This window comes from Paraburkholderia sp. 40, from assembly GCF_050434105.1.
Taxonomy (GTDB): Bacteria; Pseudomonadota; Gammaproteobacteria; order Burkholderiales; family Burkholderiaceae; genus Paraburkholderia; species Paraburkholderia tuberum.
Map to the genome: position 1 here is coordinate 4,354,319 of NZ_JBNPVY010000004.1, position 18,371 is coordinate 4,372,689.

General features: G+C 58.6%; 17 protein-coding genes and 2 pseudogenes. 7 read left to right on the plus strand and 12 right to left on the minus strand.

Features of this window, described 5'->3' with window-relative positions:
* Nucleotides 1-223: 223 nt before the first annotated feature.
* The 4 genes from OKW28_RS41995 to OKW28_RS42010 all read right to left on the minus strand — a co-directional run bounded on the left by OKW28_RS41995 (nucleotide 224) and on the right by OKW28_RS42010 (nucleotide 3,023).
* Nucleotides 224-697, minus strand: a complete 474-nt coding sequence (locus OKW28_RS41995) for a hypothetical protein (protein WP_429454200.1) — start codon at nucleotides 695-697, stop codon at nucleotides 224-226.
* Nucleotides 698-800: 103 nt separating this feature from the next.
* Nucleotides 801-1,421, minus strand: coding sequence for a rhomboid family intramembrane serine protease (locus tag OKW28_RS42000; protein ID WP_429454202.1), 621 nt, complete (start codon nucleotides 1,419-1,421; stop codon nucleotides 801-803).
* A 523-nt stretch (nucleotides 1,422-1,944) separates the two neighbouring features.
* The gene (locus OKW28_RS42005; RefSeq protein ID WP_429454204.1) at nucleotides 1,945-2,556 is read right to left on the minus strand and encodes an NUDIX hydrolase; all 612 of its coding nucleotides are present in this window, start codon (nucleotides 2,554-2,556) and stop codon (nucleotides 1,945-1,947) included.
* Nucleotides 2,557-2,708: 152 nt separating this feature from the next.
* Complete coding sequence (locus tag OKW28_RS42010; protein WP_429454206.1) at nucleotides 2,709-3,023, minus strand: hypothetical protein; 315 nt, start codon at nucleotides 3,021-3,023, stop codon at nucleotides 2,709-2,711.
* A gap of 978 nt (nucleotides 3,024-4,001) precedes the next feature.
* Here OKW28_RS42010 and OKW28_RS42015 point away from each other — a divergent pair.
* Nucleotides 4,002-4,858, plus strand: a pseudogene (locus OKW28_RS42015) (IS5 family transposase); the annotation flags it as partial.
* 805 nt (nucleotides 4,859-5,663) lie between these two features.
* Here the strand turns inward: OKW28_RS42015 and OKW28_RS42020 are convergent.
* Entirely contained in the window at nucleotides 5,664-5,930 is a 267-nt protein-coding gene (locus OKW28_RS42020) for a hypothetical protein (protein ID WP_429454208.1), read from the minus strand.
* 570 nt (nucleotides 5,931-6,500) lie between these two features.
* Between OKW28_RS42020 and OKW28_RS42025 the strand changes: the two genes are divergently transcribed.
* Entirely contained in the window at nucleotides 6,501-6,632 is a 132-nt protein-coding gene (locus OKW28_RS42025) for a hypothetical protein (protein WP_429454210.1), read from the plus strand.
* Between the two features lie 1,222 nt (nucleotides 6,633-7,854).
* Here the strand turns inward: OKW28_RS42025 and OKW28_RS42030 are convergent.
* From OKW28_RS42030 to OKW28_RS42060, 7 genes are all read right to left on the minus strand, one after another.
* Nucleotides 7,855-8,124, minus strand: a complete 270-nt coding sequence (locus OKW28_RS42030) for a hypothetical protein (protein WP_429454212.1) — start codon at nucleotides 8,122-8,124, stop codon at nucleotides 7,855-7,857.
* A 660-nt stretch (nucleotides 8,125-8,784) separates the two neighbouring features.
* Nucleotides 8,785-9,066: a hypothetical protein gene (locus OKW28_RS42035; protein ID WP_429454214.1), complete on the minus strand. Its 282-nt coding sequence runs from the start codon at nucleotides 9,064-9,066 to the stop codon at nucleotides 8,785-8,787.
* 823 nt (nucleotides 9,067-9,889) lie between these two features.
* On the minus strand, nucleotides 9,890-10,417 hold the full coding sequence (locus OKW28_RS42040) for an HAD domain-containing protein (protein ID WP_429454216.1): 528 nt from the start codon (nucleotides 10,415-10,417) through the stop codon (nucleotides 9,890-9,892).
* 352 nt (nucleotides 10,418-10,769) lie between these two features.
* Nucleotides 10,770-11,375, minus strand: a complete 606-nt coding sequence (locus OKW28_RS42045) for an HAD domain-containing protein (RefSeq protein ID WP_429454218.1) — start codon at nucleotides 11,373-11,375, stop codon at nucleotides 10,770-10,772.
* Entirely contained in the window at nucleotides 11,372-11,581 is a 210-nt protein-coding gene (locus OKW28_RS42050; protein WP_429454220.1) for a BPSL0761 family protein, read from the minus strand. The genes OKW28_RS42045 and OKW28_RS42050 overlap by 4 nt, the downstream gene beginning before the upstream one ends.
* A gap of 321 nt (nucleotides 11,582-11,902) precedes the next feature.
* On the minus strand, nucleotides 11,903-12,271 hold the full coding sequence (locus tag OKW28_RS42055; protein WP_429454222.1) for a hypothetical protein: 369 nt from the start codon (nucleotides 12,269-12,271) through the stop codon (nucleotides 11,903-11,905).
* Nucleotides 12,272-12,464: 193 nt separating this feature from the next.
* Nucleotides 12,465-12,983 (minus strand): DUF6471 domain-containing protein, encoded by a 519-nt coding sequence (locus tag OKW28_RS42060; RefSeq protein WP_429454224.1) that lies wholly within the window; start codon nucleotides 12,981-12,983, stop codon nucleotides 12,465-12,467.
* A 317-nt stretch (nucleotides 12,984-13,300) separates the two neighbouring features.
* On the opposite strand from OKW28_RS42060, the gene OKW28_RS42065 reads away from it, so the two are divergent.
* From OKW28_RS42065 to OKW28_RS42085, 5 genes and pseudogenes are all read left to right on the plus strand, one after another.
* Entirely contained in the window at nucleotides 13,301-13,675 is a 375-nt protein-coding gene (locus tag OKW28_RS42065) for a hypothetical protein (protein WP_429454226.1), read from the plus strand.
* 345 nt (nucleotides 13,676-14,020) lie between these two features.
* The gene (locus tag OKW28_RS42070; RefSeq protein WP_429454228.1) at nucleotides 14,021-14,236 is read left to right on the plus strand and encodes a hypothetical protein; all 216 of its coding nucleotides are present in this window, start codon (nucleotides 14,021-14,023) and stop codon (nucleotides 14,234-14,236) included.
* Nucleotides 14,237-14,719: 483 nt separating this feature from the next.
* Nucleotides 14,720-16,027 carry a hypothetical protein gene (locus OKW28_RS42075; RefSeq protein ID WP_429454230.1) on the plus strand — a complete coding sequence of 436 codons (1,308 nt, stop codon included), beginning with the start codon at nucleotides 14,720-14,722 and terminating at the stop codon, nucleotides 16,025-16,027.
* 524 nt (nucleotides 16,028-16,551) lie between these two features.
* On the plus strand, nucleotides 16,552-17,799 hold the full coding sequence (locus tag OKW28_RS42080; RefSeq protein WP_429454636.1) for a TnsD family Tn7-like transposition protein: 1,248 nt from the start codon (nucleotides 16,552-16,554) through the stop codon (nucleotides 17,797-17,799).
* Nucleotides 17,796-18,281 (plus strand): annotated as a pseudogene (locus OKW28_RS42085) (TniQ family protein); the annotation flags it as partial. The gene OKW28_RS42080 and the pseudogene OKW28_RS42085, both read left to right, overlap by 4 nt.
* Nucleotides 18,282-18,371 lie beyond the last annotated feature (90 nt).

The following is an 18,371-nucleotide window of genomic DNA, read 5'->3' on the forward strand; positions in this document are numbered from 1 at the left end:
ACCAAAATCCGAGGGGCGTTTTTATTTGCGACGCACGACGTCGGCGTAGCAATTGGATAGCGCGTCGTTTTGTGAGTGAACCGGTTCTGGTTGAGCGCCCGCCATTTCCTTCTGAAGGACCAGCTCGCGCTTGAGTATGACGCACGACACTTCTCGTCCGGGCCGAAAGCCTCACTACGGTGCGACGGCATTCGACGGCGGCAAGCCTGGCGATGAAAAGGCTTCAGGCCAGCTCTTTAACCTGTCGCGTCGCCCGCTCCGAACCAAGGAGACTCTCGAGCATCCGAGCCTCAGCTTTCGCGATGTCGTTGAGGGAAGCAGCGCTGAGTTGCTCACTGAATACAGCAAGAGCGGTGGATAAAGCCAGGTAATCTGCATCACAGACACGCCACCCGCCGCCCGCGTGCTCCTCGGCGTTGACATGCATAAGTGCGGCTTGTGCCGATTCAATGTCGCCGGCTGCGCTTGCCCGATGACCGAGCCGTCCGAGTTCTTCCGCAATCAGAAGGGTTCGACCAAGCGCTGAAAACAGGTCGCGTGAACCTTGGCCCCGTCGGAAAGCGTCCAGTGCAATGTAGCACCGCAGAAGCATCGCCTGCGTCACGGACTCAAGCGAAGCGTGGCTGTAAGTCAGCGCGCGCAGTAAAGGTGACATAGCCGGGCGGCCGTGTTTTTGAGAGCGAATTTTGCGGTTCACGTTCAGTTATCTGGTAGCGCGGTACACGGGCAATATGTTGAGCTAGACGCACGAAAAGCAAGATGGCTGCGCTCAATGTGTGAATGCGACCGAGATTGCTGCGTCATAAGAGTCGTGCACGGCTCGGCGCCGCCGCGCGCGCGGCAAGGATGCCGCCCAGCGCACCGCCGAGATGGCTTTGCCACGATACACCAGGGTAGAGCGGCATCAGGCCGAACAGCGTCGTCAGCCCGTAGCTGCCCGCGACGAACAGTGCCACCAGCATTGCGACGATGTGCCGCGTGTAGTAGCCCCGGGCGACCAGGTAACCGGCGTAGCCGAACACCAGGCCGCTCGCGCCAATGTGCACCGAGTAAGGCGCACCGACCAGCCAGGCGCACAGGCCCGCGCCCAGCATCGCGCCGATGGTCGCCTGCCAGAAGTTGTCGATGCGCGGCCACATGCACAGCCATCCGAGAATAAGGAGGCCGCTTGTGTTGGCTATCAGGTGCACCAGGCTTGCGTGCAGCCAAGGGGCAAACAGGATGCCCTGCAGCCCGCCAAGCGTGCGCGGCACCACGCCGTGCCGGTTCAGATGCAGGAACGGCAGCGCAGCGGACAGGAAAAAGACCAGCCACATGGAGCCGACAAAGGCGGCCAGAAGCAGAACGCGCGCCTTGAGCTGCGCGACGAGCGAGCCCGCGGCGGAAGTCGCGCCAGCGAGCCGTATCGAGTCTTGCGGCATTACGAGTTACTCCGAACGGTAGCCTGAACCCTTGCGCACGACTGGGCGAGTTGCGTCTCGTCGAAGAGATGCGTGTCGCGCGAGACACCGGTGAGTGTCGCGCTCGCATTGCATTCAGCAAACTCGGCAAACTTCAATGCAAATCCGGCGTGACCATCGAGAGTCGTTGGTAAATACTGAAAGCTAGCCACACAAGCAGGCCGCCAACTATCCAAACCGGGGGGCGCTCCGGTGTAGCCAGGAATTGCTCCAATAGACCGCTGGAGTTCCGGCGAGCGTGACAAATGTTGTGGTCACCGCGGTCAGCGAGCGTGTGTCGTAGTGGCGATGCATGCTCATCGCCTCCGGTAGACGTCTTCAATATTCATTCTTTGTCAGGGCGAAGGTGCATACGGCGGGAAGTTTTGCTGACAAAGAGTCGTTAAAACATAGCGAGCCGACACGAATAAGGAGTTGAGAGCAGGCCTGTGCTGCCGTGGTCGCCAACGACTTTGCCCCTCGCGAGGACAGCCGACTCGGATGTCTAGTCGAACTCGACATCGCCGCAACGACGCAGTTCATCCAGCCGACGCAGCTGTTCCGGCAAAACACGCCCCAGCGATAGCGTCGGCAAAGCGTCAAGGTCAAAGAAATCGGCGCCATCCGTCTCGCCGCGGACCAACTCGCCCGAGGCAACAATCTCGCCGAGGAACACCAGTTTCCAGATGTGAAACAACGATGGTGGATGCGGGTGCCGTTGCATGTCCCACACTGCGAGCAGCCGAGTGATGTGCACAATATAGCCGCTCTCTTCGCGAACCTCGCGCGCGGCGTTTTCGGCAGGGGTCGCTCCCACGTCCGCCCATCCACCGGGCAGCGACCACAGTCCCTCTGCTGCTTCCCGTACAAGAAGTATGCGGCCCATTTCGTCAAACACTGCGCATCGAACATCGACCTTGGGATTCGCGTACCCTTCTTCCTTGGAGAACAGTTCCGCGACTTCCTGGGCGCTCATGTCGGCAATTTCGGCGAGTTGGGCGTGAGCGATGTTCGCTATCTCGCGGTAGCGTTCGGTATCGAACGGCCCAGTCGAATAGTGGAGCCCAGTCTGCGCAAGAGCGAGCAAGCGTCGAGCTTGCTCGAGTCGTCGAGTCATCAATTGGACACCCCTTCCGTTGGAGCTTTCGGTCGTCATATCCGACGGGCGTAGGGCAGCGGCAACAGTACGGGGCGGGCAGGGGGAACTCTCACGCAGCCAACCGGTGTTCGTAGTACGGCCGGTCCCTCATCGGCGACCAGGGGAGCATGTCAGCGGCCGCCACCATGTCCGCCTCCACCACCATGTCCGCCTCCACCACCGTGTCCACCTCCATGTCCACCTTCATGTCCACCTCCATGTCCGGCCTCATGTCCGCCGTGCCATCCACCGTGCCAATGGTCGCCGTGCCAGCGATAGCCGCCCCAGCCACCGCAGCCGCCCCAGATACTGCAGGTATCGTACCCCGACCCGTAGAAGGGATAGCCGTACGCTGAATCGTATGGCTGGGCGTATCCATATCCTGGTGCGACCGCGCAACCACCCAGGCACGCTGCCGCGCCGAGCAACGCAATTAACTTAAACACGATTTTCTTTTGAATGATGCGGGAGACAAGACACGTAGCGGGAGCGGGGAGCAACGCGAGTGGTTGCGACAGCAGAGACCGTCGAAAGCGCTCTGGTGTTCCCTTGCTGCGGTGGCTGGGCGGTTGGGACCGTCGCATTGGAAGTCGGTGGGCTGGCGCCGGTCGCGGACGGTAACGTGGTCGAAACGAGGGGTTCCGGGCGGTCGTGGTTGCCATCGGCAAATACGGACGTGGTGCGCGTTGCAGCAATAAGCGCAGCGGCAATAGCTTGGGGCTGCATATGCTCCTCCAGAGCGGGGCGGAATCGATAAGTTTCGATTCCGAACGGTGTCCATTCTGGGGAATGAAATCTGGACGAGCGATGACGCAGAAATTACTTTTTAGTCATCTGAACGACGTGCTCGTCAAATCATTCATGTTTCCCACTGCCGACGCGCGAGCAAGGCGGTTTCAAGTCGAGGCGCAACGCAGCGCTCCCGTAGAAAACGGTTTACCCCGCGAGGGCAAACAGTTTGTCGGCATTACCGTCTTTGTCTATAGCCGCACAAAATCCCAGCGAATATCGCGGCGTGGCAGTCCTCGAGTGGGCTAAAAATCAGCGGTTGCCCGCAACTCCCGCAGACAAAATCGGCTCATTGGTTACACCGAAACGGGAACCGTCCAGTGACGTCAAGTTGACTGATGCGCGAATGGATTGATGGGCTGGACCTTCTTGCGGTCTATGACCGCTCCAGCATTTGGCATTTTCCCCAGTCAGCAACGAGGGCCTCGAACCCGCGAACCACGTTCGATTCCATAGCTTGTACCCCGGCATCGCCGTTGAAATTGGCACTAAACGCGACGTGAAATCGATACTGGAAGTAGGCAGAGACCGCCTGGATACGCTGTGGAGTATCGGAGTCCGTGAACACGGGTCGTAGTAGATGACATGGGGGTAGTCGGTTTTTATCGCTACGCAAGGCTCATCGCTGACAAGCAGCGATGGATGGGACGGTGTGGGACCACTCGACATTCAGCAAGAACCGCGACCGGTTGCTTGAACACGATGTGCTGGTATTGCTCCTCAACGAGACGGTTGAGACCGCGCGCGAGCGTGGGCATCTGTCGGGTGAGCACTTTAGCGTTGACGGCACGCTGATTCAGGCATGGGCGGGACACAAGAGCTTTGTGCCGAAGGCAAGTCCGGACGAAGACGATACGCCGCCCGACGAACCGCCGGCGCCCAATGACAACTGGCACGGTCAGAAGCGCAGTAACGCGACGCATCAGTCCACGACCGACGAGCAGGCCCGCCTGTTTCGCAAGAGCAAAGGAACCGGTGCGATGCTTTGCTACATGGGCCATGTACTGACTGACAACCGGCACGGCCTAGCAGTCAACGCGCAGGTGCGCTGGCGACGGGCACCGCCGAGCGCGACTGCGCCGCGCAAATGCTTGCTGACGCCGCGAAGGTGGCCCGGGGCGGCATTACGGTCGGGGCAGACAAGAACTACGACACGGGCGGCTTTGTCGCCACCTGTCGGGCAAATCGCGTCACGCCTCATGTGGCGCAAAATGATGGGCGTCCAGGGGGCTCAGCGATTGACGAGCGAACCAGTTGGCCGGGTTACGCGGTCAGCCAGCAAAAACATAAGCGGATTGAGCAGGTGTTCGGATGGGGCAAGACAGTCGGACGAATTCGACAGGCGATGTATCGAGGAGGGCGGGCCTTGTCCCGAACCAAAGCCGACGACCTGACCGATGCCGTCGCGACGTTTCTGCCAGACTCAAGGTCACCAGCGCGCCCCGGCTCAGCCTTGGCGACATCATCGTCAACGACGAAGTCTGTCTCGTGAAACGAACCGGCGACAAATTTGACGACTCTTCCGCGGGACGAAGCCGTCGACTGGTCCACGCGTTCACCGAGCCTGCAGGCATGCGCTAGTTGCTTGTCGAGTGAGCCTGTCGCGATGTTAACGCCGCGTGCAGTCCGCTGTTACCACTACTGGCTGTTTTCTTTTGGGCCGTACCGTGGTCTGTTCACGTCGCTGTTCGCGCCGCTACGGGTACCCATATTCAGGCCATTGGCCTTCCCGCGGTTAGAACGTCCAGTCGGAGGGCTGCTCTGCATCGCACCGACGCCATCGCGTGTGACATCCGGCGAACCGTATCCACTGTCGTTCGGGGCTGTCATCGAACCGACCCCCGGTCTTAACGTCCCGCCAGCAGTGCCGCCAGCGTGCGCGTATGTGATTGCCGCCAGCGCCATCACGAGGGCCGAAGCGCAAAACCTCCTATTGTTAAGTTTCATGGTTCACCTCCGAAGAGGGGATGTCGTGAAAGCGACTGCCGCTGACGAACGAAGTGCCGCAAGGGCCGTGCCTGGGGCCGCTGATTCGTCGCTTTGCAACGGCGGGCAGGCGATTGAACAGACAACGGACGCTCGTTCTGTATCCGAAAATGCCGCCCTCACAACGCCCCTTCGCATAGCTGGCGCTCCGCGGCGGCCTGCAGTGCAGCGGGCTGTCGATTTTTTTGCTTTGCCGTGCCTACAGCAACGCTTGGTGCTCCCGGTACCGTGGCGGCGGAGGCAGAAGTCACCCTCACGAGAGCCGCCGTATGCCAAAACGGCTTGGGTGGGGACCCCTTTTTTTCCTTGCGTTACCTACGCCTGTTTCCTATCCTCTGAACAATGGAATTAAGGAGCTTCTTGTGTCCCAGATAAGAAAAAAGATTTCCGTGATATTCACTGCTGCTCGCCTGAGTGCACTCGACGACCGTTCGGCAAGCCGGTTTCGAGGTCGGGTCGGGCAGGTCATAGCGCATGAGCCCACGGGAAAGCACGTAAGCGTCGAATTCCCGCTGGATGGTGAGCGGCGGCCAGAACGGCTTGAGCGGGTTCCGCTGGAATACCTTGAGGTCGTCCACGCGCACTCTGGCGCTCCAGCCCCCTCTCGTGCACACTCACCGCACGCGAATACAGCTCGAATACAGCACTCTGCAAGGTTCAAGCGAAGTTAGATTGCCCGCGCATGCCTGACCACGATAGAAGAATGTGACCCGAAAAGGGAAAGACCGACAACTACCAGTCCGCTACGGGTTGCGTTCGGGCCACCGCCGCCGTCTGCCGTCTATGAGCAGCGCGCCCCTACGCGCCAGCGCGAGTCATCGCGGGCCCTGAATTAGTCATCGGCTGGCATGGTGACCGGTATTGGGACGGACATCGTTATCGGAATAGGCGCGACTGGGACGCGCGCGGCTATCACGACTATCGCCGCGGCTAACTTCCTCCTCGGGCCAGTTAAGCGACAGGGACCACGAGCGATGCGACAGTACGAGGTCAGCGTCGAAACGCCAGGATGGTCGACGGAAGAGACATTATGAAATTGGTCGGAGTTCGCTCAGGACATTCAAAAGCCCGGCAGGTCAAGCGTAAGCAACATCTTGGGACTGGTCAGCTGAGGATGCGCTCCACCAGCTGACGACAGGAGGTCCAACATGAAACTTGACGATGCCACTTTCCGGCAATTGCGCCGTCTCGCCCCGGTTATCGACGACGTACTCAACGCACGAGAGGTCGAGCACGCAGACCAGGCCGTCGGCCTGGATTCAATTGCTCAGTTGTGCTAACTGTTGTTCGACGCGTACCACGACCAATACCCGGTCGAGATTGCGCAAGCGCGAGCTGACGCCGTTGAGTCGCAGTAACACACTTCCTCTGGACCGGCTGGCGGCTTCAGGTATCGCCGGTACAATCGAAGAACCTGTCCCATTGACCTCAGAACACGACTGCACGCCCCATGCGTGCAAGGCGACTTTCTGCCGACGCTCGTCAAGGACAAGACCACCATAAACGTTCCGAAGAGCCTCAGTCATTGCTCGAGTTGCAGAGGCGACAGACCGCGGCGACGAACGAGAAGGTGCACGCCTACTGGCGGAACGTCAATGAAATTGTCACGCATACCAGCAGCCAACAGCTGTCGGAGAGTCAGAAGCTGGTGAGCGGGTGCGTTCGTGAAACTCAAGCGCTCGCCGAAAGTCTCGGCAAGAACGCGCTGCCAGCAGTGGCACGTTTGCTGCGTTCTGGTCGAAGGGCTTCGAGGTGATGCGAGACGCGGGTGCCGCGTTCCAGCAGCAGGCCATGGAAGCGGTGGAAGTCGTGGACAAGGCGGGCAAGCCGGTCGTCACGGCCAAGGCGTAATACACGAGCCCGCCCTTGAGGATGACAGCCTTCGAAGGGTTTATTGGCCTGGAAAAAGCCGGCGCGAGGTAGGCCGGCTCTCCGACACCACTTCACTTTGGGTTTTATTGCCCCACCAACTGGCTGACGAGCCGACGAGCGGGCGGAAAGAAAAGCACGAGCACAGTCGCACCGGCTTGAATCGATGGCGCGTCGGGCACACCTGGCGTATCGCGTACGGACGCACGGCACACCGAGCCGATGCTCCGCCATCGTCATGCAATGCGGATTAGGCGTCCCGACTCTGCCCTGTGCAAAGCCAATGAACGTCGAGGTTGAGGTCGGCGGCAAGACGCGTACAGATGTTCAACGGCGGCACGGTGATTCCCTGTCGCCAGTAGTCCACGTGGTATTTGCTGACACCCAGCGCCGTTGCTGCGCGCGCAGAACTGAGGCCTGCCCGTTTGAACGCCCTGTCAAGGCGGGCCGCCAATGCCCGTCTGAGGCGGTCGTTCCCGATGCTACGTTCGAGGCGACCGCTCGCGGTATCCTGGTGCATCATTTTTGATATCTCTCAGTATATTTTTTAATCGCTGCCCGACGAATCGCGGCCTGGAGTCAGGCTACTTTCCGCTCATGACGGGTCTTGCGACTTTGCATTGCGACAGCCCGTCAGGTTCGTGACCAATGCGACGAATGGTTGAAAAATTCCTGATGAGGGATGCCTTGCTGTATTACCAACATGACCGAGACTTCGGTGGCAAGCGCTGCTGCAAGAACCGAGATGGTCCCGCCGAGCCTCAACGCGAGCCTGTCGACATTCTTCTGCGAGAAGCGGAGCGGAGAAGCCATTCGGCGAATGGGTTGAGCAATTTCATGTCGTGCCTCTTTCGTGTCGTTGACGACCGCGACTTGTAGCCGGGGCGGCGTGCACTTCAGCATTTCGATGAATTCTCGGTCGCAATTCGGAAGACACAGCTTCTCGGCCTACGTCTGAAGCGCTCGCGCCTACGCATCGTCCTTTGTATGCGGCGTAGCGCCCGTTTGAACATACGTCCGATGCGTCGGGATGGCAGCTTAAGAATCGTGTCGACCTCATCCGGCGCGTGCATGCAAATCATGTACGCCACGCGGGCGATGTCCGCCCGCGCTTTGGCACCAAGTCTCCCTGTCCGCCGCCCAACACCTATGTGGCGATAGCGAATGCGGGTATCGCTACGCCCTCCAACGCGGAGATATTTTGCATCCATGCCGGAAAAATGGTTTGCCGTGTCCTTTACCGTCACTGCGAGCCACCAGTTAGGAACTGGTGGCGTCGTTGTGTACATCAGCCAGCCACTTGCCCCGAGCCGAATCGAGCAAGAGACAATGCTGCACTAGTTCCCCCGGCTCGCAGCCGAACCGATGGCGAAATCTTTCTCACTTACGGTTACTTTGATTGCTATCGGTCGAGTGCGTTTTATCATCTGACAGACCTCGAGACGCGACCACGTCCTAGACACTCATGCCAGTACCATCTAGCTTACGCAAAATCGGGACTCGCTAGCGGGTAAGAGAATGCTCGCCGCACTTTGTTGCGCGACGGAATTGCACTGCTCAGCATCATGTCTCCCTTGTTAAGGGCCGCGCCGGAAGTTCCTCTCTGCCTGCAAGAGCCGTCGCGACACCCCGGGCGACAAGGTCCCACACCGTGGTCGCAAATCGAGGGTAGTTCTCGAGATGCCCCGTCGCGATTCGTTCCCCGGCCTGGTCAAAAACACGGACTTCATACGACGCCCGCGCTCGGTCACCGACTACGTTGACGATTTCGACTTTCCCGAGGTGTTTGCGCGTCGCGGCGTCAGGGTCGCCGAAGGGCAACAATTCAACGGTGACTTGCAGCATGATGCAACTCCTATAATGGGAAAACATCTGGTCGTACGACTTGCGTTTAGTGCTTGCGAAGATAAGCAATGACTTGCTTTGCTACATCAACAACCGTCTTGTGCTTGCCAGCCGCTATTCTTTGCGAGTTGAGCGCAGTACCGGGCGCAGCTACGATTCGGATTCGAATGACCTCGCCGACGACGAAGATTTGCACGCAAGCTTCGGGTATCGGCGTGGAATCCCCACCCGCTTGTCGCTCAACGAACAGGGTAAATATGCGAGGCCCCGGATATAGACCCAGCGGCAATTCGTATCCGCGCGAGCGAAGCGCCTCGGATGCTCGTGTCCACAGTGGTTTCCTAGGGTCAATTTCCGCCATCGCTGTGTACAGCGGTTCAACATCGCTTGGCTCCGTCTCATGTCCACCTGCGAAAACCTTAACGACGGTACGCGACCACTCGGCAGCCCACGACGCTCATCGCAATTTCCCAGCCGGTCTTAGCCATCCACAGCTCCCGGTGTTGAAGACAATATGACCACACGGACCGTTGATTGTTCGTCCGTCTCCGGGTCCCAACCGAGCGATAAGCCACCGTGGGTGGGATGAAAAACCTGGTCTACTCGGCCGTCCGCGGGATAATGACGCTCGCAGGTCCAACTATCTGTCGGTACGTTGACGTGGACAATCTCATCCGCATCACTTTCGTCCGCGTACGGCGCGAGATACAGCACGACGGCGTCCGGGTCGGCGTCTCTCAACTTGTACAGTAGGTGTCGCACTCGCATCGTCTTGTCTCCCTCACGGCGAGGCCGGCACACGCCTCTTGTTCTCAAGCCGCGGTCATTGCCGGCATGAAATGTCGAGCCAATCTCGCAATTGCTTGCGTGCTTCTGGCGCTCCTAGCGCTGTTTCTGGGTCTGTGCGCAAGAAATGTTGCTGGTAGTCCGGGGGCACGCCCCATGCCTCATCGTCAAGCGCTAGCCATCTTGTCAGGCCGTGTTTGGCTGCGTGACGGATGACGGACATCGTCTTCGCTGTGCCATCCCTGATTTCGCCGAGACGTGGTGGCGTATGGAGCGTTGTTCCGACCACCCGGCGACGTAATTGCTCCGGTAACAGCGCGATAGTCTTCCCGGCGCTCAGGCTTTGCAGCCAAGAGGTCGTGACGATGATTTGCACCTGCGGGTAAGGCGTGAGAACGTCAAGGAGATAGGGCGCGAACTCGAACGGCGTCCTGCCTGAATCCAATGCGATGTTGCCCCTTTCGTCTAGTAGACCATGACCAACGTTGAGCACGCCTCCGAAATTGAGGTAGAGCGTCGGTACGTCGGCGAGCGAGTGTTGCGACTGCTTGACAGATACTGTCATCTTTTCCTCCGCTTGCGGGCGCGAAGCAATTCCGTTGGTGCGCCAGGTACGTGTAGAGCTGGAGGCACATCTGCTGCGGCGAGCGCGTACATCAAAGCGCTCCGCTGTCTGGCCGCACGGACCACGTTGCCGCGCGGACGCAGGATTGCTCTTGAGAACGCTCGGTCTAGAAGGCGAGCGACATCATCTTTAGACACCCCGGTCTCGCCTCGTCTGGTCAGCATGCGTCGCCGCCGTGCTAGATGGCGCTTTAGCAGCCGAGCCAGTTCTTTTGCAACCCCGTTTAGCGCATATCCGATAATCCGCGCTGCTTCGGTACCGACAAATCTCGGGCGTCTCAGTCGCTTTACCTTCATGTCGATTGCTCCGGAGTAGATGCGCCGGATGACGGGAGTGAATCAGGCTGTCCGGATATCTCCTCTAAGCGAGATGCGCGCACTCGTTGAACGTCCTTGTCGCCAAGACCAACGCCAACTTGGCAGTGAATCAGTCGCGCCTCGTATCCCTCGAAGCCGGCGCGCATGTCATCAATGGCAAGCCACCGCTCGAGCTTATGGCGCTGAACGAATCGGAGAACCTGGGTCCCTCGCGGCAAGGCAGGCCACCCGTTATCCGCTGCGTCTTCTCTTTCGAAAAACGCGCCACGTACTCGCGCTCGCAATGAGTCGCTCGGCAACTGCGCTACGGTAAATTCGTATCCAAGAACCTGCACCCCTGAGCTGCTGAGGATGATGACAAGAGAGGGATAGGGTGTGAGGAGCTGTTCGAGGATGGGAGCGAACTCAAAGAGGCTGCTCGTGGGCGAACCCGCGATGACTTTTCCGTCTTTGAGATAAGCATCCGAGGCGTGCAGGGTGTTGTCTATGTCGAGGAAGACAACGCTCGCGTGTTCGGCGAGGCGCGCTGTCGGCGCCGCTCTCGCCGCTGCGGTGCTTTGCCCATCGGGAGTTGTGGTCACGATTGCTTATCCCTTGGGGGAGCCCAAACGCCGGGCAAAGCTGACGCAGAGACACTAAGGTCGACGTCAAGGGGATAGTGTCGAAGCAATTGACCCGCCATGGTCCGGACTAGCCCCCACATGATTTCATCCTCGGCGCCAAGCAGCGTCTCGAGAAATTGACGTGTCTCGGTGATGGCCCTCGTCCGCTCTTCAGGCATCGTCATGGCAGCCTCCGTTCCGAAACTGCGACGAAACGTCGACGTACCAGAGGACGTCGTGTAGCTGACACCAGCGGTGCCATGTGTAGCTCGCAACGGAAGGTAGCCCTTTAGGACCGTGGAGTTCGTACACGCGACCCGACCGGGTGCGCGTACGAAGCGAAGGGTAGTCGACCGCCTCGATTGGTGAGCTTACGCGGCCATGGCCGTTACCCTTGTTGCGGCCAACCAGACGACGTGTGCCGGCGTCAATCTGGAAGACGCACCAGTCAGATAACGTGATGGTCGGCTTTTCTGCTAGGGGAGCTGCTTTCCAGGCCGGCATCGCTAGTCTCCCGTATCGACCTGCGCTTTACACCGCGACTGCGGCTTGCCGAACGGTGGATAGAAATAGGCGGAGGTCACGTCGGAACATCTGCTTACACCGTTCTTCAGACACCACGTTATCCACAGAAAAATGGTGTCGTGCGTCCATCCGGGCTCACTGACGAGTCGGTAGCGTCGGCCGGAGCTGCTGACGGCGACCAACGCAAAGGCATCGAACTCGCGAAGAGCGGAGGTGACTCGGGCCACATTCGTGTCGGCTCGCATGCCGACAAGGTGTCGCTCATCGCGCTCTGTTTGCATGACGCGCCAGTGCTGCAGCGCTAGCTCCGGTTCGATGTCTACGGAGGGAAGGGACCAGACCGGCATCATCTGTCTCCATGAAGGTGCGCTCCGCGAAGTCAGCGAGGCATGTCCAAGGCATGGCTTGGCTTGCTGCCCTCAACGACGGGGAACGCTCGTATAGTTCGGCTTCTGGCGCTCCATAAGGTGCGATTTTTTTCGCACTTATCCAGTGTAGGCACTCAGCACGGAAACGCAAGGTCATTTCCGGTTTTAACCAGCGCTAGTCGCTCTCGTCCAGCGATGTAGCTTTGGCGGCATCCAGAAGGTCGTCGTAGTCGACATACCGTTCGAGCGAGTCGGACCCAAGGGCCAGAAGCAGTTGTAAGAAAAGGGAGAGGGGCATGCTCCCGGTCGCAATGTTTGCTTCCAGGGTCTTCTCAGGCACGGAGGCGCCGAGGCGGGCAAGGCGCCGAGAGAGTTCGGAAGTGTCGCTGGTCGGTTGGCGCGCGAGTTCGCTTGCAATCACGTCGCGAGCTTTCTGTTCCCAACTGCCTTCGCCCCTAAGCGCCTGAGCCCATCGTTGAGGCGGGGTGGCAGCCGTAATTGAAATAATCTGAAGCAGCAAGCTCAGCTTCAGCGTCCCTCTGGAAATGCGGGAGACCAGCGCGCGTTCACCGTCCGTGCTTCCTTCTGCAGCGAGCGCCTCCGCCAGCGCGGCGTAAGTCACGTCCTTTCGTGCAAGGACGACCCGCGTGACACGGGACGCCAGTCGGGACCAAGGGGTGTCCGCTTCGCTCATAAAATCCTTGCATTCGCCAAGTTATGGACTACGCTTAAGTGCGAAAAAAATCGCATTTGATTCGGCGGCTCGAAAGAAGCAAAAGAGCATTTTTTAGCAACGAGCCCTCCCTGCCGACGTAGCTCCGCAGCACTGCTTGAAGTATATGCCAGCCTCCAGCATGGTCTCATGCTCGCGCTGAAAAGGTCGCGATGATGGCCTCTCCCTGCATTCTCTACTTGGCGGTCGAAGGTGTTCTGCTGCGGGGAACGTTGACGCCCCCAAAATTAGTTCACGGTGGAATCTGTCTCTCAGTAGATAGTCCGCACGTTGCGCAATTGAGCGCCTTGCTCGCGGATGAGCGGCATATCGATATCGTTCTGACTTCGAGCTGGGTCAGCATTGCGGGCTTTCGTTATGTGCTTGACCTTTTGCCCGAATCGCTACGCCATCGTGTTGTTGGCGCGACAGTTCCTGGAAACAGGGTGCTGCGCCATCCCTTGAGCGGGAGTGTCGGCAAAAATGGATGGCTTGCCGAAGATGTTCGGCGACGAGAGCCGCAGGTCGCGAGCGTGCTGGAAAGCGACCCTCGTCATGTGCCGGTTTCGCTGCGTGACGAGGCGGTTATTGTTCCCAAAGGACTTTGGGCTGCAAAGCATGACGACTGGAGCCGGCTAGGACGGATGCTCGCCCGTACAACGCGCGCGGCCTGAGTGCACTCACTGTCAACACCGGAAAGCATTTTTGGATAACGGCTCGGCCTTCGCTGCGCCGTAGGGGGGCGCGCTTTTGTTGGAACGCTTGTAAAGCCCGACCAGCAAGGCTTTGCGCTCTCATTCGAAGAGTCGTGAAATGGATGAAATCTGAAATTTTAGCCATAGCGCCGGCCGCCCAACTTTTTTGAGAAAGACGCCATCGCATGGCGGGCCGCGAGACGACCGATGGAGTCCTCAGACACCACCAATTTGCGGCATCAGAGAAAAAATGTTGAAGCGGGTGCTGTGGTGGAGGCAAGCTGAATAAGGCTTTCTCGGGACGTGCGAGATTGACTTCAAGAAATGCTTGACGAACAGCATCCGCCGAGTAAGATAGTCGGCGAATTGATGTCGGGTGAGGAAATAGCGATTTCCGCTTTATTATTGCTGAAATTTCAGATGTTGGCAAGCCATCAACTGCTTTTCTTCCTGAAATTTTGCGTCGGCAGGCTTGGAAGCAAAAGCGAGCTGAGCAAGCGGCGCCAATTCATGATTAGCGGCCGGCGGCCTAACGCTTAGCCGCGGTGGTGCATCACCTGGGAAAGCCACCCGCCGCAAGCGGCCGGGGCCTTCGCGGAGGGTGCTTCGAATCAACCGTGTTCGCATGTTTTTGAAAGCATGCGACGAAAGAGAACCTATGAAGCTCACCGCTCCCCCCGCATGGCACTCATGCTATTGGTCATCACACGTGCGGCGCCGGCTATCACCAATCTCGTCCGACTGCTTGACTGCACAGCACCAAGTGGCGAGTTCACCCTTGCCGCGCGATGACGGTATCGCTTGGTGGCGAGGCGAACTATCTCGTTTCCGCGACCAGTTTCCGCTACCTCAGCTCCGTCCCCCGCATCTAGATGCCAAAGAGGTAAAGGACCCGGTGAACACGCAAACCCCCGCTAGGCTAACCAATTGGGCGTTGCCCCAATATTGTCGCGCGCACTCCGCTGCGCCGGCTTTGGCCGTTCGGCACACCGGCCGGTCGTCAATCGCGAGGGAGGCACCGTGATGCCTGACAAGTCTGGCGAAACTAGCCTCAGCCTGCAAACAGAGCCCGAATCCGCTGCCAAGTGGGATAGGCACGCGAACCCTTTGTTGGCGATTGATGCCGTCCGCCCTACGGCCAAAACTGCACAAGAATTGTTGCAGATTAAGGGTATCGAGGTGACGAGCGAGACAAAAGCGTTGAGCAGGACGGAAAAGCTGACTCTGACTGCAAATCTGGACCAGAGCTTTAATGCGACACCTCTGGAGCAAGCAATCTACGGCGACCTTCACGACGCTGTCCGGGCTACGTGGGCGAAGGTGAACCCTCTGAGTCCCGCAGCCATCGAGCGCACAAGTGGATTTGGCGACGCAATCAAGACAGCGAACCCGAAGCACGTTCCCACGGCGAAAATTCGCGGACAGGGATTTGTGCTCTGCTGCGCGGCCGAGTCCGGCGGGCTGCGCTTCGTCGAACGCACTACTGAGTTACTCGGGCAGTCCTTGCGCTTCCTGTCCCTTGATGCTGACACTGATGTGCCGTACTGGCCCGCAATGGTTGTGCGCTGGCCTGCATGCGGCACCGAGGAACAGTTTTATGCGAACTTTCTAGCTGCTTTCGACGCAAATGCGAGCGGCAGTCGCTTTTTTTCGACCGCTTTCCGGTCGACCGCCAAGAAGGCAATGCGCCCAATCTATGTCTCTGCTCTAGCCGCCATGGCGAACGTCGGTCTGCTATTCGTCGTCGGCGCAAACTATTCAAACTTCCACTCCGAAAAGTCGAGAAAGCTGCTCCTCTTTCTCGACGAGTTCATGGCACAAACTGGGATATCGGTCGTCTTTGTTTGCACGGCGCCGGTCTACGAACGTCTGTTGCAAATGGGCACAGTCGGTGCGTCGCTGACAAGAGGTGCGTGGGAGGAAATCCAATGGCTTGTGCCAGAAAGCTCATTTTTTCGGGAGGTAAATCATAGCCTTTGGAAGCAAAGCCTTGTTTGGGACGAACCTGATGACGTGCCAGAGGACGTTCTGACAGCAGCAGCAGAGGTCACCCATGGGAGCAGAGATGCGCTGTGTCGCTTCCATCGGATGCTACAGATTGCTGCTATCCGGGACACAAAACGACAGAAGCCGGTCGACTTACTCAATGGCGTAGTCCGGGAATTCAGAAGGCAGACCGAACAACTACAAAGAGTCGGTCAGTTCCTGAGAGATTTCTACGAACGTGCGGGAAAAAATGATACGCCTGTCCGTGCGACGCCGGCCGGAAACGTATGGGCAGATTTTCTCTCGGTCGATACGTGCCGAGCACTTGGCTATCTCGCGCAATGAAGACCGCCGCGCCGAAGAAGCCAACTGATGTCGACGGATTCGATGCCTCTCGCTCGCCTCACGGCCAGATAGCGGCGTGCGAGACTGTTCCCAGCTTTTTGCGAAGAGCAGCGTTGCTCTCTGGGTATCGGACGGAATTTTGGGCCCTTCAGGCAGCGATGGGCAGAAGTGGTCCCCCTCTTGAGGCGATGCCGGCCCCGCTGCGCCTGTTATGCGAGGCGTTCCCTCGGCTCGGCGACGCCGATGAACTGCTTCGCTCCGACCACCTCCTTTTCAAGTACTGGACCTCTTGTGCGAGTGAGGACTTCCGACAACGCGTGCGCTCCACAATGATTGATGCACTTCCGGGCCCCATTCGGCCTTGCCATCTCCCCGTCCACATTGAGCCTAGTCCACACGATGCGTTTCATTGCCCGGAGTGCGATGCGCATCACCTGGCGAATCCGGGCTTTGCGCCCACGCTGGTCATTCATGTTGCGCCATTCGTATCCGTCTGTCCCACACACGGAGCATTCACCGTGGAAATGAACAAAAGAGGATTGCTCGCATGCGAATGCATTGACAGAACAAATCGTCACGCGAAGCAGCGCTCACATGAGTTTGGTCAAAGAACGCAAGCGCTTGTCCAAGCACTCCTTCCATCGGAGGACCGGCTGAAGGCGTTTCGCGCGCAGCTGCAGGAGCGCGGTTTCCTGTCCGCGGAAGGCTATGTCCGCTGGAAGCAATTCATCCCGACCCATCTTGCATTTCACTCAGAGCCGTTTGCCGACGCGCGCCTGACTTTGGTGAGCCGAGACGCCGACCTCATTCAGATGTCCGTTGCGAACTGGATGAGTGGACGCAGATGCCTTCACCCCGTAATTTACTTGCTCGTAGAGTGGTCATTGTCCGAAATCAGCAGCCCTCCAGTTGCAAAGCCGAACGTTGTTGTCCGCCGAGACGCGCCCGCGCGCGCGGCAGTCATGGATGCTATCGCCCAGACGAACAGCTTATCTTCAGCGGCAACTTCTTTGGGTGTTGCAACCACAACGCTGATAACACGCGCAGCAGAGTTGGGACTTGAGCTTCATCTCAAACCGTCGAAGCTTAAACTTGGGCTTAGAACGGCCATTGAGAAGTCATTTGTTCACGGCGTGTCTGTTGAGGCTGTTGCCGCCGAGTTTGATGTATCCATTCCAAGCGTCTATCGGATTCTGCGAGCAACAGGGCAGCTTAAAAGCGAAAGGGCGCGCCTCGACGGTGTAAGGGACGAACGTGACCGCTGCCGCTGGCTCGGTATTGTGTATAGCTCCCCTGATTGCAGCCTAACCCAGTTGCGAAAGAAAGCGCCGGCTCTCTACGCGCGACTTTATCGAAACAAACAGGAAACTCTCGCGGCCCAGCCGCACGAGTGCGAAAAGCACAAGATACACGCGGGTGGAGGGCACAGGAGTTACCTTCAAAGCCACGCTCTATTGTCCATCCGAGCCTCGGTATCGACCACTCGGGTGGCGCCACGCCTGCGCCTCTCCACGCGCCGCATCAGTTTCTTGACCGGTCTGTCGCCCTATTCATTGTTACGCGCATCAGCAGAGATTCGCGGCGAGCTCAACAAGGCTCGGGAAACGAAGTCGCGATTTGTTGAGAGACGCATTGAGGAGGCGTGTGGCGAGATGGGCGTCCCAGTTCTCGGACACCAAAGGTGGCGCGTGCTGCGATATCTGGGAATGCGACTGTCGGCGACTCGCCTCAATTTAACCGAACGCAAGTGTGTCAAGAAGGAGGGGCGGTGACTGGGTTGTTTTTGAGCGTACGTAACACGCCAATTATTGAGAACGAAGTCCTCTCAAGTTATCTGCGCCACGTCTGCCGGGCACTGAGCAACGATGAAATAAAAGGACTGGCCGACCGTATTGGAAAGAACGGCGTGCGTTGCATGTCCCCCGTATTTCCGTCGAGGATTGGCCCGTTGCGTGACCTGTTGGGCCGCGCGCTACCCGAAGTGCCACACCTCATTCTGCACAATAGTTCGCTTCCGGTTATGAGACTGACAAGTCCAGACGACCGTTACGGAAGACTGTACGAGAATGCGGTCCTAGGAACCCGCACAGCAATTGGGACTTTTTCTGGCGCGACATCGGCTCGCGGAAATACACGGCAACACTTTGAGCACGCGGCTTGCCCTCAATGCATTCGCGAGGACATTCCGCTTCACGGAAGAACGTTCGTAAGAATGCAGTGGGCATTTTCGGCTTATTCTGTTTGCACTAAACACGGAGAGCCGCTCGTCACCGCATGCCCGCGTTGTCGAGAGTCTGCGGGCCACAAATACACATTCCATCGTTTGCAAGATAGCTGCTTATGT

Excerpts from the sequence above, each read along its gene's own strand:
- OKW28_RS42035 (WP_429454214.1), bottom strand. The coding sequence starts at position 9,066 with ATGCTGCAAGTCACCGTTGAATTGTTGCCCTTCGGCGACCCTGACGCC.
- OKW28_RS42080 (WP_429454636.1), top strand. The coding sequence starts at position 16,552 with ATGAACAAAAGAGGATTGCTCGCATGCGAATGCATTGACAGAACAAAT.
- OKW28_RS42025 (WP_429454210.1), top strand. The coding sequence starts at position 6,501 with ATGAAACTTGACGATGCCACTTTCCGGCAATTGCGCCGTCTCGCCCCG.
- OKW28_RS42030 (WP_429454212.1), bottom strand. The coding sequence starts at position 8,124 with ATGCTGAAGTGCACGCCGCCCCGGCTACAAGTCGCGGTCGTCAACGAC.
- OKW28_RS42050 (WP_429454220.1), bottom strand. The coding sequence starts at position 11,581 with ATGACGATGCCTGAAGAGCGGACGAGGGCCATCACCGAGACACGTCAA.
- OKW28_RS42000 (WP_429454202.1), bottom strand. The coding sequence starts at position 1,421 with ATGCCGCAAGACTCGATACGGCTCGCTGGCGCGACTTCCGCCGCGGGC.
- OKW28_RS42055 (WP_429454222.1), bottom strand. The coding sequence starts at position 12,271 with ATGATGCCGGTCTGGTCCCTTCCCTCCGTAGACATCGAACCGGAGCTA.
- OKW28_RS42070 (WP_429454228.1), top strand. The coding sequence starts at position 14,021 with ATGCTTGACGAACAGCATCCGCCGAGTAAGATAGTCGGCGAATTGATG.
- OKW28_RS42060 (WP_429454224.1), bottom strand. The coding sequence starts at position 12,983 with ATGAGCGAAGCGGACACCCCTTGGTCCCGACTGGCGTCCCGTGTCACG.
- OKW28_RS42040 (WP_429454216.1), bottom strand. The coding sequence starts at position 10,417 with ATGACAGTATCTGTCAAGCAGTCGCAACACTCGCTCGCCGACGTACCG.
- OKW28_RS42075 (WP_429454230.1), top strand. The coding sequence starts at position 14,720 with ATGCCTGACAAGTCTGGCGAAACTAGCCTCAGCCTGCAAACAGAGCCC.
- OKW28_RS42005 (WP_429454204.1), bottom strand. The coding sequence starts at position 2,556 with ATGACTCGACGACTCGAGCAAGCTCGACGCTTGCTCGCTCTTGCGCAG.